The sequence below is a fragment of the Streptomyces sparsogenes subsp. cuspidosporus genome (assembly GCF_039532705.1).
Lineage (GTDB): Bacteria > Actinomycetota > Actinomycetes > Streptomycetales > Streptomycetaceae > Streptomyces > Streptomyces sparsogenes.
Genome location: NZ_BAAASD010000012.1, coordinates 108268 through 123947, shown reverse-complemented (window position 1 = coordinate 123947; position 15680 = coordinate 108268). Strand labels below are relative to the sequence as shown.

Genomic DNA, 15680 nt, shown 5'->3' with positions numbered 1-15680 from the left:
CTCAAAGAGGTCGGGGTGCCATGGTATCGATCCCGCCACTCCACTTGCCTCCCGACCGCTCGCGGCCCCTGTCACGCCCGAGGGCGGGAGCCGGATCGTTCCGGCTCCCGCCCTCGGGATGATCGGCTCACACCACGACCCGGCTCAGACCGTGATCGGGTCGGACCGTGCTCCGCTCAGACCGTGATCAGGGCCTCCAGCGGGGCGCTGTCGAGCGTGGGGAGGAGGCGGCCGCGGCCTTCGAGGAAGCCGAGCTCCAGCAGCACCGCGACCCCGGCGACCTCGGCCCCCGCGCGGCGGATGAGCCGCAGCGACGCCTCGGCGGTGCCGCCGGTGGCGAGCACGTCGTCGATGACCAGGACCCGGTCGCCGGGCTCCAGGGCGTCGGCGTGGATCTCGATCTCCGCGGTGCCGTACTCCAGCTCGTACGCCTGGCCCAGGGTCGCCCCGGGGAGCTTGCCCGCCTTGCGCACGGGGACGAAGCCGATCCCGGCGCGCACGGCGGCCGGTGCGGCCAGGATGAAGCCGCGCGCCTCGAGGCCCACCACCTTGGTGGCGCGGTGCTTGACGCACAGCTCGGCGAGCGCGTGGGTGAGCGCGCCGAAGGCGGCGGCGTCGGCGAGCAGCGGGGTGATGTCCTTGAACATCACCCCCGGCTTCGGATAGTCCGGCACGTCCAGGATCCGGCTGAGCAGCAGCCCGCGCAGTTCCTCGCCGTCGAGCCCGCCGATCCCCGCGGTCGTCGTCGCGGCGCTCATCGGCGCTTCCCCGACGGTCGGCCGCGGCCCCGGCCGCGGGAGGCGGGCTGGCGGCGCTGGCCGGCGCCCGCGACCGCGGGGGTGGGCTGGTCGCCGTCCTCGGCGGCCGGCGGGTCGGGGTCCTCCGACGCCTGTCCGGTGCCGGCGTCGGCCTTGGCGGCCGCGGCGGCGCGCTTGGCGCGCACCCGCTTGGCCAGGGCCTTCATCTGCGGGTCGCGCTCCTTGAGGTCGGCCACCAGCGGGGTGGCGATGAAGATCGAGGAGTACGCGCCGGCGGCGAGGCCGACGAACAGCGCCAGCGAGATGTCGTTGAGCATGCCCGCGCCCAGCGCGCCGCCGCCGATGAACAGCAGCGCGCCGACCGGCAGCAGCGCCACGACCGTGGTGTTGATGGAGCGCACCAGGGTCGAGTTGAGGCTGCGGTTGGCGATCTCGCTGTAGGTGAAGCGGGTCTGCTTGGTGAGGTCCTTCGACGCTTCCTTGAGACCGTCGAAGACGACGACGGTGTCGTAGAGCGAGTAACCGAGGATGGTCAGCAGACCGATCACGGTGCCGGGGGTGACCTCGAAGCCGACCAGCGCGTAGACCCCGACCGTGATGGTGAGGTCGTGGATCAGCGCGATCAGGGCGGCCAGGGCCATGCGCCACTCGAAGGCGATGGCGAGATAGATCACCACCAGGACCATGAAGATCGCCAGGCCTTGCCATGCCTTGCTGGCGATCTCCTCACCCCAGCTCGGGCCGACCAGCTGGGTGTCGATCTTGCTGGTCTGGACGTCCAGCTCCTTGGCGAGCTTCTCCTGGACCGGCAGCGCCTCCTTGGTGCCCAGCTCGCTGATCTGGATCCGCAGGCCACCACGGCCGAGCTCCTGGACGACCGCGGTGTGGCCCCCGGACGCCGACTCCGCCACATGGCGCGCCTCGGAGGCCGACACGCTGGTCTTGGGGGTGGTGAAGACCGCGCCGCCGGAGAACTCGATGCCCATGTTGAGCCCGCGCACCGCCAGGCCCACGATGGCCGTGATGGTGATCAGTATCGAGATGCCGTACCAGATCTTCCGCTTGCCGACGAAGTCGTAGCCGACCTCGCCTCGGTACAGCCTGGCGCCGAGAGTGCCGAGTCGCGACATCTCACGCCTCCTTCGGGTCAGCGGGGGCGGGCGGGGTGGTGCGACGGCCGCGGCGCAGCGGCGGCTTGGCGCCCAGGCGCCTCGGATCGAGGCCGGACCACGGGTGACCGCTCGCGAAGAACTTGCGCCGGGCGAGGATCGTCATCAGCGGCTTGGTGAACAGGAACACCACCACGATGTCCAGCAGCGTGGTGAGGCCCAGGGTGAAGGCGAAGCCCTGCACCTTGCCGACCGTGACGATGTAGAGCACCGCGGCCGCGAGGAAGGACACGAAGTCGGACACCAGGATGGTGCGCCGGGCCCGGGGCCAGCCGCGCGCCACGGCCGGGCGCAGCGAGCGGCCCTCGCGGATCTCGTCCCTTATGCGCTCGAAGTACACGATGAACGAGTCGGCCGTGATGCCGATCGCGACGATCGCGCCACAGACGGCCGGCAGGTTCAGCGCGAAGCCGATGCCCGGGCCGAGCAGCACCATGATCGTGTACGTCAGGACGGCGGAGACCCCGAGGCTCGCGATGGCGACCAGCGCCAGACCCCGGTAGTACACCACCAGGTAGAGGACCACGAGCGCCAGGCCGATGGCACCGGCGACGAGGCCGGCCTGCAGCTGCTCGCCGCCGAGCGCGGCGGAGACGGTGGTCTCGTCCGCGATGTCGAACGACAGCGGCAGCGCGCCGTAGGACAGCACGTTGGCCAGGTCGGCGGTGTTCTTCTGGTCGAAGTCGGGGCCGGAGATCTGGGCCCGGCCGCCGACGATGGACTCGTCGACCCGCGGGTCGGAGTAGACCTCGCCGTCCAGGACGATCGCGAACTGGTTCCGCGGCGGCTGCTGCGTGGCCAGCTCGCCGGTCACCTTGGCCCACTTCTTGCCACCCGAGCCGGTGAAGTTGAGCTGGACGATCCAGCCCCCGCCGCCCTGGCTGTCGTAGACGGAGGCGGCGTCCTTGACGTCGGTGCCCTCCACCTCGGACGGGCCGAGGATGAACTTCCGCGAGCCGTCGCGGTCACAGGCCACGATGGAGTCGCTGGGCTTGGCGGCGGCGGCCTTCTCCCGCGCCTTGGCGCGGTCCGCGGGGGTGGTGCACACCAGGTCCGCGAGCTGCTTGTTCAGATCGTCGGACTTGGAGGAGTCGCTCTTCGGGGTCTTGGTCGCCTTGGGGCTCTGCGTGGCGCTGGGGCTCTGCGTGGCGGTCGGCGTCTTGTCGGCCTTCAGGCCCTCGGAGACGGCCCGCCCCTGGCTGCTGCCGGACGCGCTCGGGCTGCTCGACCCGCTGGGGGTCGAGGTGGCGGTCGGGGTGCCCGATGCCTTGCCTTTCTCGTCCCCCTTGCCCTTGTCGTTCTTGCCCTTGCCGCTCTCGGTCGCCGAGGGCGTGGGGGTGGGCTCGGTCTTCTTGCCGTCGGTGTAGGTCACCACGGGGCGGAAGTAGAGCTGGGCGGTGGTGCCGACCTGCTGACGGGCCTGTTTCGCGTTCATCCCCTTGGGGATGTTCACGATGATGTGCTTGTCGCCCTGCGTCTGGACTTCGGCCTCGGTCACACCCAGACCGTTGACCCGCCGCTCGATGATGTTGACGGCGGTGTTCATGTTGTCCGAGTTGATCGCGTTGGGCTTACCCGGTTGGTTCTTGGCCTCCAGCGTGAAGCTGGTGCCGCCTGCCAGGTCGATGCCCAGCCGTGGCTTGGTGTGACCGGAGATGAACATCCCCGCGGTGAGCGCCACGATGGCGACCAGGATCGCGACCAGGGCGCGCCCGGGCCTGCCCTGTGACCCGGAGGACCTGCGGCCCTTCTTCGGTGCTGCCACCTTCTCGTAATCTCCCTGTCCAACCGCCCCGCATCGGGTGTGCGCCGGGCGGCCACGAAGTCTTGTGGGACGAGCCCCCGCCGGAGCCTAACCGTCCGGGAACCGCGGCGCGCCGAGCGGTGGCGCGCCGCGGTTCCCGGCACCGGTGCTACTTGGCGTCGGCGTCGCCGTCCCGCTTGTCCTCCTTCGGCGCGTCGGCCGCGGCCGCCGGCTTGGTGAGGTCGGTCTTCTTGTCCTCGTCCGCCGCCTCGGCGTCGGCCGTCTCGCCCTCGGCCCCGGTGAGCGAGGAGGCGTCGTCGGGGACGACAGGGGTGTCGTCGGCGTCGGGGTCGATGCCGTGCACGATCCGGTTGTACTCGGCGTCCTCGAGGACGGCTCCCACCGCGTTCTTCGCGTAGAAGGCGTGGACGCCGGGAGCGACCTCCAGGAGGACCGTGTCCTCGTGGACCTCCTTGACCGTGGCGTACATACCGCCGATGGTCCGCACGCCGGTGCCGGGCCCCATCTGGTCACGCATCTGCGCGGCCTGGCGCTGCTTGTTCTTGGCCGATCGGGTCATCAGGAACATGGCCCCGATGAGCACGATGAACGGCAGGAGAGTCATATACACGGGACGGAAATTCCTTCACATGACCGCGGGGAGGCGGCCTGGACTATGGGGTGGTCATGCCGCACCGGACCCGGACACGGCATACGGACGGCATCGGCGGAGTCTAAGCGAGCCCGCGCCTATGGAACAACGCCCGGCACGGCCCGGGGGTTCCTGACCCGACCATTATCGGCTATCGGCCGCCTTCCGCCTCAGCCCTCGAAGAGTCCCTGCTGGGCCCCGGCCCCGCCCTGCTGCGGTGGGGTCAGCCCCAGATGGGTCCAGGCCGCGGGGGTGGCCACCCGGCCCCGGGGGGTGCGGGCCAGCAGTCCCTCCCGTACCAGGAAGGGCTCGGCGACCTCCTCCACCGTCTCACGCTCCTCCCCCACCGCGACGGCCAGGGTGGACAGGCCCACCGGGCCCCCGCCGAACAGCTTGAGCAGGGCGGTCAGCACCGCGCGGTCCAGCCGGTCCAGGCCGCGGCCGTCCACGTCGTACACGTCCAGGGCGCGGGCCGCGATCTCTCGGGTGATCACGCCGTCCGCCTTGACCTGGGCGTAGTCGCGCACCCGGCGCAGCAGGCGGTTGGCGATGCGCGGGGTGCCCCGGGAGCGCCCGGCGATCTCGCCCGCGCCCTCCGGCTCGATGGACACGTCCAGCAGCCCGGCGGAGCGGTGGATGACGCGCTCCAGTTCGGCCGGGGCGTAGAACTCCATGTGGCCGGTGAAGCCGAAGCGGTCGCGCAGCGGGGGCGGCAGCAGTCCGGCCCGGGTGGTGGCGCCCACCAGGGTGAACGGCGGCAGCTCCAGGGGGATGGCGGTGGCGCCGGGGCCCTTGCCGACGATCACATCGACGCGGAAGTCCTCCATCGCCATGTAGAGCATCTCCTCGGCGGGCCGCGACATGCGGTGGATCTCGTCGAGGAAGAGCACCTCGCCCTCGGTGAGCGAGGACAGGATCGCGGCGAGGTCGCCCGCGTGCTGGATGGCGGGGCCCGAGGTGATCCGGATGGGGGCACCCATCTCGGCCGCGATGATCATCGACAGGGTGGTCTTGCCGAGGCCGGGCGCGCCGGACAGCAGTACGTGGTCGGCCGTGCCGCCGCGCTGCCGGGCGGCCTTGAGGACCAGGTCGAGCTGCTCGCGGACGCGCTCCTGGCCGACGAACTCCCCCAGGTCCTTGGGGCGCAGCGCGGCCTCGACCGCCTGGTCCTCGCCGTCGGCGTCGGCGCCCACCAGCCGCCCGGAGCGGGCGTCGTCGGCGGTGGCCGGTGCGGTCTCGTCCCAGTTCACGGAAAGTCTCGCCTCGCGATGTCGTATCGGGCAGTGCGGCCGGGCGCGCGGGGAGGCCGCCGGCCCGGTTCGGGGCCGGCGGTCAGCGGGCCCGGTTCAGGGTCTGGAGTGCGGCCCGCAGCAGCTGCGGCACCTGGGGGCTGCCGCCGTCGGCCAGGGCGGCCTCGGCCTGCGGGGCGACGGCCGCGACCGCGTCCTCGGCCTCCCGGGGCGCGTAGCCGAGGCCGACGAGGGCCGCGTGCAGCTGGTCGCTCCAGCCGGGGGCGGCGGCGGCCGCGGCGGGGCGGCCCACCGGCTCGCCGAGCCGGTCCTTAAGCTCGAGCAGCAGCCGCTGGGCGCCCTTCTTGCCGATGCCGGGGACCGTGGTCAGCGCCTTCTCGTCACCGGTGGCGACGGCCAGCCGCAGCGCGTCGGGCGAGTGGACGGCCAGCATGGCCTGGGCGAGGCGGGGGCCGACGCCGCTGGCGGTCTGGAGCAGCTCGAAGACCTGGCGCTCGTCGTCGTCCGCGAAGCCGTAGAGGGTGAGCGAGTCCTCGCGGACCACGAGGGAGGTGGCGAGCCGGGCCGGCTGGCCGACGCGCAGTCCGGACAGCGTGGTCGGAGTGCACTGGACGGCCATGCCGACGCCGCCGACCTCGACGACGGCGGTGTCCGGGCCGACGGCCGCGACCGGGCCGGAGACGAACGCGATCATGAGATACGGCCTTTCGTGGTGCGGTGGGCGGCGACGGCCTGCTGGAGCCGGTTCATCGCGGGCGCCCGCCAGATGTGGCAGATGGCCAGCGCCAGCGCGTCGGCGGCGTCGGCCGGTTTCGGTGGGGCGTCCAGCCGCAGCAGCCGGGTGACCATCGAGCCGACCTGCGCCTTGTCCGCGCGGCCTGTCCCGGTCACGGCCGCCTTGACCTCGCTGGGCGTGTGGAGGGCGACCGGCAGCCCGCGGCGGGCGGCACAGAGCATCGCGACCGCGCTCGCCTGCGCGGTGCCCATGACCGTCCGCACGTTGTGCTGGCTGAACACCCGCTCCACCGCCACGAATTCGGGCCGGTGGGTCTCCAGCCACTCCTCCAGGCCGCGCTCGATGAGGACGAGCCGGTCACCGATCGGGGCGTCCGCCGGAGTCCGTACGACCCCGACCCCCAGCATGCGCAGCGGCCGGCCCGCGACCCCCTCGACCACGCCGACGCCGCACCGGGTCAGCCCCGGATCCACGCCCAGCACCCGCACCGCGCCCTCCCTCGCCGCTTTTCCGATCACCCGCGACGACAGGCCCCGGGCCTGTCGACGACAGACCCCAGGGCCTGTCTTCAAAGGGGGCGCCCTGCTCCCGACGCCGCAGTGACATCAGCCGCTGCGGCGGCGGGCGGCACCTCGCTGCGTTGTCGCAACGCCCGAGTACGCCCAGTACGAGGGCGATGCTCCGCCTTGCGAGGCTCCCCCAGCTACCGCTGGGAGGTGCCCCCTGCGCCAGACCCCGCTCGCGGCCGGACGCCCCCTTTGACGACAGACCCTAGCGGGCGCCACTGACAGCGACGGGCCGGTGGGGTGTGTGTCCCCGCCGGCCCGTGCGCCGCTGGCCCTGCCTCAGGCGTCCACCTTGGCCATGACCTCGTCGGAGACGTCGAAGTTGGCGAAGACGTTCTGCACGTCGTCGCTGTCCTCCAGCGCGTCGATCAGCTTGAAGATCTTCCGCGCCGCCTCCTCCTCCAGCTGGACCTGCATGGTGGGAACGAAGTTCGCCTCGGCCGAGTCGTAGTCGATGCCCTCCTTCTGGAGCGCGGTGCGCACCGCGACCAGGTCGGTGGCCTCGCTGATCACCTCGAAGGACTCGCCCAGGTCGTTGACCTCCTCGGCGCCCGCGTCCAGGACCGCGGCCAGCACGTCGTCCTCGGTCAGCTCACCCTTGGGGACGATCACCACGCCCTTGCGGTTGAAGAGGTACGAGACGGAACCCGGGTCCGCCATGGACCCGCCGTTGCGCGTCATGGCGACGCGCACGTCGGAGGCGGCGCGGTTGCGGTTGTCGGTCAGGCACTCGATGAGCACCGCGACGCCGTTCGGCCCGTAGCCCTCGTACATGATCGTCTCGTAGTCGGCGCCACCCGCCTCGAGCCCCGCGCCGCGCTTGACCGCGCTGTCGATGTTCTTGTTCGGCACGGACTGCTTCTTCGCCTTCTGGATGGCGTCGAAGAGGGTGGGGTTGCCGTCGGGGTCCGCGCCGCCTGTGCGGGCGGCGACCTCGATGTTCTTGATGAGCTTGGCGAAGAGCTTGCCGCGCTTGGCGTCGATCACGGCCTTCTTGTGCTTCGTCGTAGCCCATTTAGAGTGGCCGGACATCCGCCTGTCTCCTTCGCGTAACCCATTGCTGTACGAACGCCTGAGATCCTACCGGGACCGCGTCAGCCCGCGGCCCGCACCAGGTCGACGAACAGCGCGTGCACCCGGTGGTCGCCGGTCAGTTCGGGGTGGAACGAGGTCGCGAGGACATTTCCCTGCCGCACGGCCACGGCGTGGTCCCCGTACGTCGCGAGCACCTCGACTCCCGCGCCCACGGACTCGACCCACGGCGCCCGGATGAAGACGCCCTCCACCGGGCCGCCCTCGACGCCCGCGACGTCGACCGCGGCCTCGAAGGACTCGTTCTGGCGGCCGAAGGCGTTACGGCGCACGGTCATGTCGATGCCGCCGAGGGTCTCCTGGTCGTCCCGGCCGTCGAGGATCTTGTCCGCGACCATGATCATGCCCGCGCAGGTGCCGTACACCGGCATCCCGGCGCGCACCCGCTCCCGCAGCGGCTCCAGCATCCCGAAGACGACGGCGAGCTTGGACATGGTGGTGGACTCCCCGCCGGGGATCACCAGGCCGTGCACCTCGGCGAGCTCCTCGGCGCGGCGGACCGGCCGGGCCTCGGCACCGGCCGCGGCGAGCGCGGCGAGGTGTTCGCGGACATCGCCCTGGAGGGCGAGTACTCCGATGGACATAGGACCTCTCGGGACAGAACGGGAAACGGGTGGACGGCCCGCGGGGGCCGTCCACCGGGGAGGCGGCTTGCCGACGGGCCGGGGGCCGGCCCGGCCGTCACCAGCCGCGGTTGGCGTAGCGCTCGCCCTCGGGCAGGGTGTCGCAGTTGATGCCGACCATGGCCTCGCCCAGGTCGCGGGAGACATCCGCGATGACCTTGGGGTCGTCGTAGAAGGTGGTGGCCTTCACGATCGCGGCGGCGCGCTTGGCCGGGTCGCCGGACTTGAAGATGCCGGAGCCCACGAAGACGCCCTCGGCGCCGAGCTGGCGCATCAGCGCGGCGTCGGCCGGGGTGGCCACGCCACCGGCGGAGAACAGCACGACCGGCAGCTTGCCGAGCTCGGCGACCTCCTTGACCAGCTCGTACGGGGCGCGCAGCTCCTTGGCCGCGGCGTACAGCTCGTGGTTGTCCAGGCCCTTGAGCCGGGCGATCTCGCCCTTGATCTGGCGCAGGTGGCGGACCGCCTCGACGACGTTGCCGGTGCCGGCCTCGCCCTTGGAGCGGATCATCGCCGCGCCCTCGGCGATGCGGCGCAGGGCCTCGCCCAGGTTGGTGGCGCCACACACGAACGGGGTGGTGAAGGCCCACTTGTCGCTGTGGTTGACCTCGTCGGCGGGGGTGAGGACCTCGGACTCGTCGATGTAGTCGACGCCGAGGGCCTGCAGTACCTGGGCCTCGACGAAGTGGCCGATCCGGGACTTGGCCATCACCGGGATGGAGACCGCGTTGATGATCCCCTCGATCATGTCCGGGTCGGACATGCGGGCCACGCCACCGTCCTTGCGGATGTCGGCGGGAACGCGCTCGAGGGCCATGACCGCGACGGCGCCCGCGTCCTCGGCGATCTTCGCTTCCTCCGGCGTGACGACGTCCATGATCACGCCGCCCTTGAGCTGCTCGGCCATGCCGCGCTTGACGCGCGCGGTGCCGGTCTCCGGGGTCTGGGGCGTGCTGGCGGGCGTGATGGACACGGTTTGACCTCACTCGATGACGAAAAGTGCGATGAGCCCATCGTAGGGCCGTTCGATACACAAAAGCCGTCCGGGTCCTCACCCGACAAGGGCCAATCGAGGGCCGGTGGCTCCAGACGGGCCTCTCAGACCGTCCGGGCCGCGAGCGCCGCCGGGGGCTCGTCGTCCATCTCGAAGGCCATCGGGAACGGCGCGTGGCCCGCGAGCCGGAACCAGCGCACCGTGCGGTGCCGGCGCAGCGCCCGCGCCGCCCGCACCGCGTCGTTGTGGAACCGCCGGGCCATCGGCACCCGCCGCACGGCCTCCGTCAGCTCGCCCAGCGCCGCCTCACCCCCCGGCGCCTCCTGGACCGCCTCGACCTGGGCGCTCTCCGCGAACACCGCGCGCAGCGCCTGGCTCAGCTCGCTCTCGGCGACCTCGCGCTGCTCCTCCTCCGCCTGCCGCGCCGCGTGCGCGGCCTGGTACAGCACGATGGAGGCCGCCGGATCGAGCACCCCGGCGGTGGCCAGCTCCTGGGCGACCGAGGCCCGGCGCAGCAGCTGCGCGTCGAGCGCCGCCCGCGCCGCGTCCAGCCGGCTGTGCAGCCGGTCCAGCCGCCCGGCGGTCCAGCTCAGGTAGACGGCGATGAGGACCAGGGCGGCCGCGATCCAGATCAAAGTGGTCACGCCGCGCCACGCTACCGCCTACGCCCGCCGCCCCCGCCCCATCCGGCACCGGCCGGGGCCCGGCTCCGGGCCTGGTCGCGGGCCCGGCCCCGGACCCAGTCGCGGGCCTGGTCGCGGGCCTAGTCGCGGGCCTGGTCGCGGGCCAGGCCCAGCCGGGCCCACAGGCCGGCGCGCTCGTCGGCGGCCACCGAGGCCGCCCCGTCCGTCACCGTCTCGTACACCGCGAGGATGTCCGCCCCGACCGTCTCCCAGTCGAAGCGCCGCACATGCCGACTGCCCCGCTCCCGCAGCTCCGCCCGCCGCCCGGGGTCGCCCAGCAGCCGGATCGCGGCCCCCGCCAGCGCCTCCGCGTCCTCATTGGCGAACAGCTCTCCGGCCGCTCCCCCGTCGAGCACCTGCGCGAACGCGTCCAGGTCGCTGGCCAGCACGGCGGCGCCCGCCGACAGGGCCTCGACGAGGATGATGCCGAAGCTCTCCCCGCCCGTGTTCGGCGCGACGTACACATCCACGCTGCGCAGCAGCCGCGCCTTGTCCTCGTCGCTCACCATGCCGAGGAACTCCACCCGGCCGCGCAGCTCCTCGGGCAGCGTGGCCACGGCCTCCTTCTCGTCGCCGCGCCCGGCGACCAGCAGCCGGGCCCCGGGCCGGGCCGCGAAGATCTCCGGCAGGGCCCGCATCAGCACCGGCAGGCCCTTACGGGGCTCGTCGATGCGGCCGATGAAGCCCAGGGTCTCCCCCTGCCACTCCGGCTTGGGCCGGGCGTCGGCGAAGAAGCGCACATCGACGCCGTTGGGGATGACGACCGCGTCCCCGCCCAGGTGCTCGACCAGCGTCCGCCGCGCGTACTCGCTCACCGCGATCCGGGCGCTGATCTTCTCCAGCGCGGGTTGCAGTATCGGATACGCGGCGATCATCGCGCGGGAACGGGGGTTCGAGGTGTGAAAGGTCGCGACGATGGGTCCCTGCGCCGCCCAGCAGGCGAGCAGGCCGAGCGAGGGCGAGGCGGGCTCATGGATGTGGATCACGTCGAACCCGCCCTCGTGCAGCCAGCGCCGCACCCGCGCCGCCGAGAGGAAGCCGAAGTTGAGCCGCGCCACCGAGCCGTTGTAGGGCACCGGCACGGCGCGCCCCGCGGAGACGACGTACGGCGGCAGCGGCGTCTCGTCGTCCGCCGGAGCCAGCACGGAGACGCCGTGCCCGAGCCGGATGAGGTGCTCGGCCAGGTCGCGGATGTGGAACTGGACGCCCCCGGGGACATCCCACGAGTACGGGCAGACGATCCCGATCCTCACCGTTTCTCCGTTCCGGAGCTGTCGTCGGCGTCCGCGGCACCGCCGGGACGTGGTTCGAGATCCGCCAGCCAGAGCCGCTGGAGCATGTGCCAGTCCTGCGGATGCTCGGCGATCCCCGCGGCGAACACGTCGGCGAGTTCCTGCGTCATGGCCACGGCCTGCTCCGCGCGGGTGCCGGTCGTGGGGACCTCGATCGGCGGGTGCACCCGCCCCCGCATGACCGGGGACGCGTCGTACCAGAGGGTGACCGGCAGCAGCAGCGCACCCGTCCTCGCCGCCAGTATGGCGGGCCCGGCGGGCATCTTGGCCGCCTCTCCGAAGAACTTCACCTCGACGCCCGACGCCGACAGGTCCCGGTCCGCGACCAGGCACACCAGCCCGCCCTCCCGCAGCCGGCGCGCCAACGTCCCGAAGGCGCTTCCGCCGGTGTGCGGCAGCACCTCCATGCCCAGGCCCTCCCGGTAGGCCACGAAGCGGTCGTACAGCGACTCGGGCTTGAGCCGCTCCACGACGGTGGTGAACGGCACCCCGAGCTTCGTGGTGACCCAGGCGCCGGCCAGGTCCCAGTTGGCCATGTGGGGCAGCGCCAGCACGACCCCGCGGTCACTGGCCAGACCGTCGGTGAGGTGGTGCAGCCCCTCGGGGGCGAAGCCGCCGCGGATCCGCTGATCGCTCCACGCCGGCAGCCGGAAGGACTCCATCCAGTAGCGCATGTACGAGCGCATCCCGGCGCGGGACAGCTCGGCCAGGCGCCGCGCGGAGGCGTCCGGGGCGACGCGGGCGTAATTGGACTCCAGGCGCAGCACCCCCTTGCCGCGCCGCTTCCACGCCACGTCGGCGATGCGCCGGCCGAGCGCCGTGGCGACGGGTTCGGGGAGCTTCTTGACCGTGCTCCAGCCGACCCCGTACAGCGCGTCGGCCAGCTTCTCGCTCACCGCCCCTCGCCCCTCTGGACCACCGCCCGGTCGGCGGCGTCGGCCTCGGCCGCCTCACGCCGCACGGTCACCACCCGCTGCACGAGGGTCACCGCGCTGCCGAGGGCCACGATCCACAGGGCGATCGGCAGCAGGATGTCGATGTGCGGCACGCCGAACTTGTGCAGCCCGGAGAAGCCGCAGGCGACCAGCGAGATCACCAGCCGCTCGGCGCGCTCGACCAGCCCGTTGACGTTCACCGGCAGCCCGATGCTCTCGCCCCTGGCCTTGGTGTACGACACGACCTGGCCGCTGGCCAGGCAGAAGATCGTCACCGCGCACAGCGCGTTGTCGTCGCCGCGCCCCGCGTACCACAGCGCGAGACCGCCGAAGATCGCGCCGTCGGCGACCCGGTCCAGCGTGGAGTCCAGGAACGCGCCCCAGCGGCTGGAGCGCCCGAGCTGCCGCGCCATGTTGCCGTCGACCAGGTCGGAGAAGACGAAGAGGGTGATGACGACGGTGCCCCAGAAGAACTCGCCCCGCGGATAGAAGACCAGTGCGCCCGCGACCACCCCGCCGGTCCCGGCGAGGGTCACCGCGTCTGGGCTGACCCCCAGGCGGATGAGCAGGGCGGCGAACGGGGTGAGAACACGCGTGAAGAATGCACGCGCGTACTTGTTCAGCATGACCTTCCCGGGGGGTCGAAACGGGCCGGGTGGTCAACAGGCCACCGGCTGGCCCATCGTAGCCACGCCCCGGGAAGGGCGGCGCGCGCCTCGGACCAATGCGGGCAGACGCCCGGATGTGCGACGTATGGACGCACCATGACCTCGGTGGAAAGCTCGAAGTATCGCAGGTGTCGACCTGGAGGCGAGACATGGGCGACAAGACGAGCACGCAATCAGGGGCCGCCGGCAGGGCAGCGACGGCCGACCGGCCCAGCTCCGTGCGGAACGTGGTGCTGGTCGGCCACAGCGGGTCCGGAAAGACGACGCTGGTGGAGGCCCTCGCGCTGGCGACCGGAGCGATCAACCGGGCGGGCCGGGTCGAGGACGGGGGCTGCCTGTCCGACTACGACGAGATCGAGCACCGGCAGCAGCGCTCGGTCCAGCTGTCCCTCGTCCCCGTCGAATGGGGCGGGGTGAAGATCAACCTACTGGACACCCCGGGGTACGCCGACTTCGTCGGGGAGCTGAGGGCCGGTCTGCGGGCGGCGGACGCGGCCCTCTTCGTCGTCTCGGCGTCCCAGGACGCCCTGGGGATCGCCGGCGCGACCCGCATGGTGTGGGACGAGTGCGCGGCGGTCGGGATGCCGCGCGCCCTGGTCATCACGCACCTGGAGGCGGCGCGCGCCTCCTTCGAGGAGATGACGGAGCTGTGCCGGCAGACCTTCGGCGGCGAGGACCCCGACGCGGTGCTGCCGCTCTACCTGCCGCTGCGCGGTGAGCCCACCCCGGACGGCCACGCTCCCGTGGCCGGCCTGATCGGCCTGCTCTCGCAGCAGGTGTACGACTACGCCTCGGGCGTGCGGACCGAGGCCGCGCCCTCGCCCGAGCAGCTGCCGCTGATCGAGGAGGCCCGCAACCGGCTCATCGAGGGGATCATCTCCGAGAGCGAGGACGAGACCCTCATGGATCGCTACCTCGGCGGCGAGGAGATCGACCTCAAGACGCTCATCGGGGACCTGGAGAAGGCCGTGGCGCGCGGCTCCTTCCACCCGGTGCTGGCGGCGGCGCCCGCCGCCGAGGGCTCCAAGCAGGGCTTGGGCACCACCGAGCTGCTCGAGCTGATCACCGGCGGCTTTCCGACCCCCCTGGAGCGGGAGGCGCCCACCGTCACCACCCCGGAGGGCAAGCCCTGCCCGCGGCTGACCTGCGACCCCGAGGGCCCGCTGGCCGCCGAGGTCGTCAAGACCTCCTCGGACCCGTATGTCGGCCGGATCTCGCTGGTGCGGGTCTTCTCCGGGACGCTGCGCCCGGACGAGACCGTGCACGTGTCCGGGCACGGCCTGGAGGACCGCGGCCACGAGGACCACGACGTGGACGAGCGGGTGGGCGCCCTGACCACGCCCTTCGGCAAGGCGCAGCGCATGCTGAACCAGGCCATCGCGGGCGATCTGGCGTGCGTGGCCAAGCTGAGCCGCGCCGAGACCGGGGACACCCTCTCGGCCAGGGACCGGCCGCTGCTCATGGAGCCCTGGGAGATGCCCGATCCGCTGCTGCCCGTCGCGATCCGGGCGCACAGCAAGGCGGACGAGGACAAGCTGTCGCAGGGGCTCGGGCGGCTGGTCGCCGAGGACCCGACGATGCGCCTGGAGCAGAACCAGGACACCCACCAGGTGGTGCTGTGGTGCCTGGGCGAGGCCCATATGGACGTCGCGCTGGAGCGGCTGCGCTCCCGGTACGGCGTGCAGGTGGACGCGGAGCCGTACCGGGTCTCGCTGCGCGAGACGTTCGGCGCCAGGTCGGCCGGGCGGGGGCGGCACGTCAAGCAGTCGGGCGGGCACGGACAGTACGCGATCTGCGAGATCGAGGTGGAGCCGCTGCCCGAGGGCTCCGGCATCGAGTTCGTGGACAAGGTCGTCGGCGGGGCGGTGCCCCGGCAGTTCATCCCGTCGGTGGAGAAGGGCGTGCGCGCGCAGGCGGCGCGGGGGGTGGCCGCGGGCTATCCCCTGGTCGATGTGCGGGTGACCCTGCTGGACGGCAAGGCGCACTCGGTGGACTCCTCCGACGCCGCCTTCCAGACGGCGGGCGCGCTGGCGCTGCGGGAGGCGGCCGCCGACACCCGGATCCACCTGCTGGAGCCGGTGGTCGAGGTGTCGGTGCTGGTGGCCGACGAGTACGTCGGCGCGGTGATGAGCGATCTGTCGGGGCGGCGCGGCCGGGTCGTGGGCACCGAGCAGTCGGGCGGCGGCCAGACCCTGATCCGGGCCGAGGTGCCGGAGATCGAGATCGGCCGGTACGCGGTCGACCTGCGGTCGCTGTCGCACGGCACCGGGCGGTTCAGCCGCTCGTACGCCCGGCACGAGCCGATGCCCGCACAGCTGGCCGACCGGATCCGGGAACAGGCCGAGGCCTGAGCCCCGTTCACCGGGCGCCCGCCCCAACTCGCGTGGGGCGGGCGGCCTTCCACAGGCCGCGGCGCCCGGTGTGCGGGTTTTCCACAGGGAGCGACGCCCTGGCGACAGGGACGGCACACCCCCGATACGCTGAGGTCGCAGCTCAAGCGGCATGCGGTATTGGGGGC

The 15680-nt window shown here is 72.4% G+C and carries 15 protein-coding genes; 1 reads left to right on the top strand and 14 read right to left on the bottom strand.

Annotated features, from left to right (window positions below):
- Positions 1–176 precede the first annotated feature (176 nt).
- The 14 genes from ABFY07_RS17145 to pgsA all read right to left on the bottom strand — a co-directional run bounded on the left by ABFY07_RS17145 (position 177) and on the right by pgsA (position 13120).
- On the bottom strand, positions 177–758 hold the full coding sequence (locus ABFY07_RS17145) for an adenine phosphoribosyltransferase (protein ID WP_346175328.1): 582 nt from the start codon (positions 756–758) through the stop codon (positions 177–179).
- Positions 755–1888 carry a protein translocase subunit SecF gene (secF, locus tag ABFY07_RS17140; RefSeq protein WP_346175327.1) on the bottom strand — a complete coding sequence of 378 codons (1134 nt, stop codon included), beginning with the start codon at positions 1886–1888 and terminating at the stop codon, positions 755–757. Before secF ends, ABFY07_RS17145 begins: the two co-directional genes overlap by 4 nt.
- Before the next feature lies 1 nt (position 1889).
- Positions 1890–3692 carry a protein translocase subunit SecD gene (gene secD, locus ABFY07_RS17135; protein ID WP_346175326.1) on the bottom strand — a complete coding sequence of 601 codons (1803 nt, stop codon included), beginning with the start codon at positions 3690–3692 and terminating at the stop codon, positions 1890–1892.
- A 148-nt stretch (positions 3693–3840) separates the two neighbouring features.
- On the bottom strand, positions 3841–4296 hold the full coding sequence (gene yajC, locus ABFY07_RS17130) for a preprotein translocase subunit YajC (protein WP_065966128.1): 456 nt from the start codon (positions 4294–4296) through the stop codon (positions 3841–3843).
- Between the two features lie 197 nt (positions 4297–4493).
- On the bottom strand, positions 4494–5573 hold the full coding sequence (ruvB, locus tag ABFY07_RS17125) for a Holliday junction branch migration DNA helicase RuvB (protein ID WP_346175325.1): 1080 nt from the start codon (positions 5571–5573) through the stop codon (positions 4494–4496).
- An 82-nt stretch (positions 5574–5655) separates the two neighbouring features.
- Entirely contained in the window at positions 5656–6267 is a 612-nt protein-coding gene (gene ruvA, locus ABFY07_RS17120; RefSeq protein WP_065966124.1) for a Holliday junction branch migration protein RuvA, read from the bottom strand.
- Entirely contained in the window at positions 6264–6797 is a 534-nt protein-coding gene (ruvC, locus tag ABFY07_RS17115; RefSeq protein ID WP_346175324.1) for a crossover junction endodeoxyribonuclease RuvC, read from the bottom strand. Before ruvC ends, ruvA begins: the two co-directional genes overlap by 4 nt.
- Before the next feature lie 357 nt (positions 6798–7154).
- Positions 7155–7907: a YebC/PmpR family DNA-binding transcriptional regulator gene (locus ABFY07_RS17110; RefSeq protein WP_065966121.1), complete on the bottom strand. Its 753-nt coding sequence runs from the start codon at positions 7905–7907 to the stop codon at positions 7155–7157.
- Between the two features lie 62 nt (positions 7908–7969).
- Positions 7970–8551 carry a pyridoxal 5'-phosphate synthase glutaminase subunit PdxT gene (gene pdxT / locus ABFY07_RS17105; RefSeq protein ID WP_346175323.1) on the bottom strand — a complete coding sequence of 194 codons (582 nt, stop codon included), beginning with the start codon at positions 8549–8551 and terminating at the stop codon, positions 7970–7972.
- 97 nt (positions 8552–8648) lie between these two features.
- A complete protein-coding gene (gene pdxS / locus ABFY07_RS17100) occupies positions 8649–9563 on the bottom strand; it encodes a pyridoxal 5'-phosphate synthase lyase subunit PdxS (RefSeq protein WP_346175322.1) in 915 nt (304 codons plus the stop codon).
- Positions 9564–9688: 125 nt separating this feature from the next.
- On the bottom strand, positions 9689–10228 hold the full coding sequence (locus ABFY07_RS17095; RefSeq protein ID WP_065966115.1) for a hypothetical protein: 540 nt from the start codon (positions 10226–10228) through the stop codon (positions 9689–9691).
- A 119-nt stretch (positions 10229–10347) separates the two neighbouring features.
- Positions 10348–11520: a glycosyltransferase family 4 protein gene (locus tag ABFY07_RS17090; RefSeq protein ID WP_346175321.1), complete on the bottom strand. Its 1173-nt coding sequence runs from the start codon at positions 11518–11520 to the stop codon at positions 10348–10350.
- A complete protein-coding gene (locus ABFY07_RS17085; RefSeq protein WP_346175320.1) occupies positions 11517–12455 on the bottom strand; it encodes a phosphatidylinositol mannoside acyltransferase in 939 nt (312 codons plus the stop codon). Before ABFY07_RS17085 ends, ABFY07_RS17090 begins: the two co-directional genes overlap by 4 nt.
- Positions 12452–13120 carry a phosphatidylinositol phosphate synthase gene (gene pgsA, locus ABFY07_RS17080; protein WP_346175319.1) on the bottom strand — a complete coding sequence of 223 codons (669 nt, stop codon included), beginning with the start codon at positions 13118–13120 and terminating at the stop codon, positions 12452–12454. The genes ABFY07_RS17085 and pgsA overlap by 4 nt, the downstream gene beginning before the upstream one ends.
- A gap of 191 nt (positions 13121–13311) precedes the next feature.
- Here pgsA and ABFY07_RS17075 point away from each other — a divergent pair, with 191 nt between their 5' ends.
- Positions 13312–15513, top strand: coding sequence for an elongation factor G-like protein EF-G2 (locus ABFY07_RS17075; RefSeq protein WP_346175318.1), 2202 nt, complete (start codon positions 13312–13314; stop codon positions 15511–15513).
- Positions 15514–15680 lie beyond the last annotated feature (167 nt).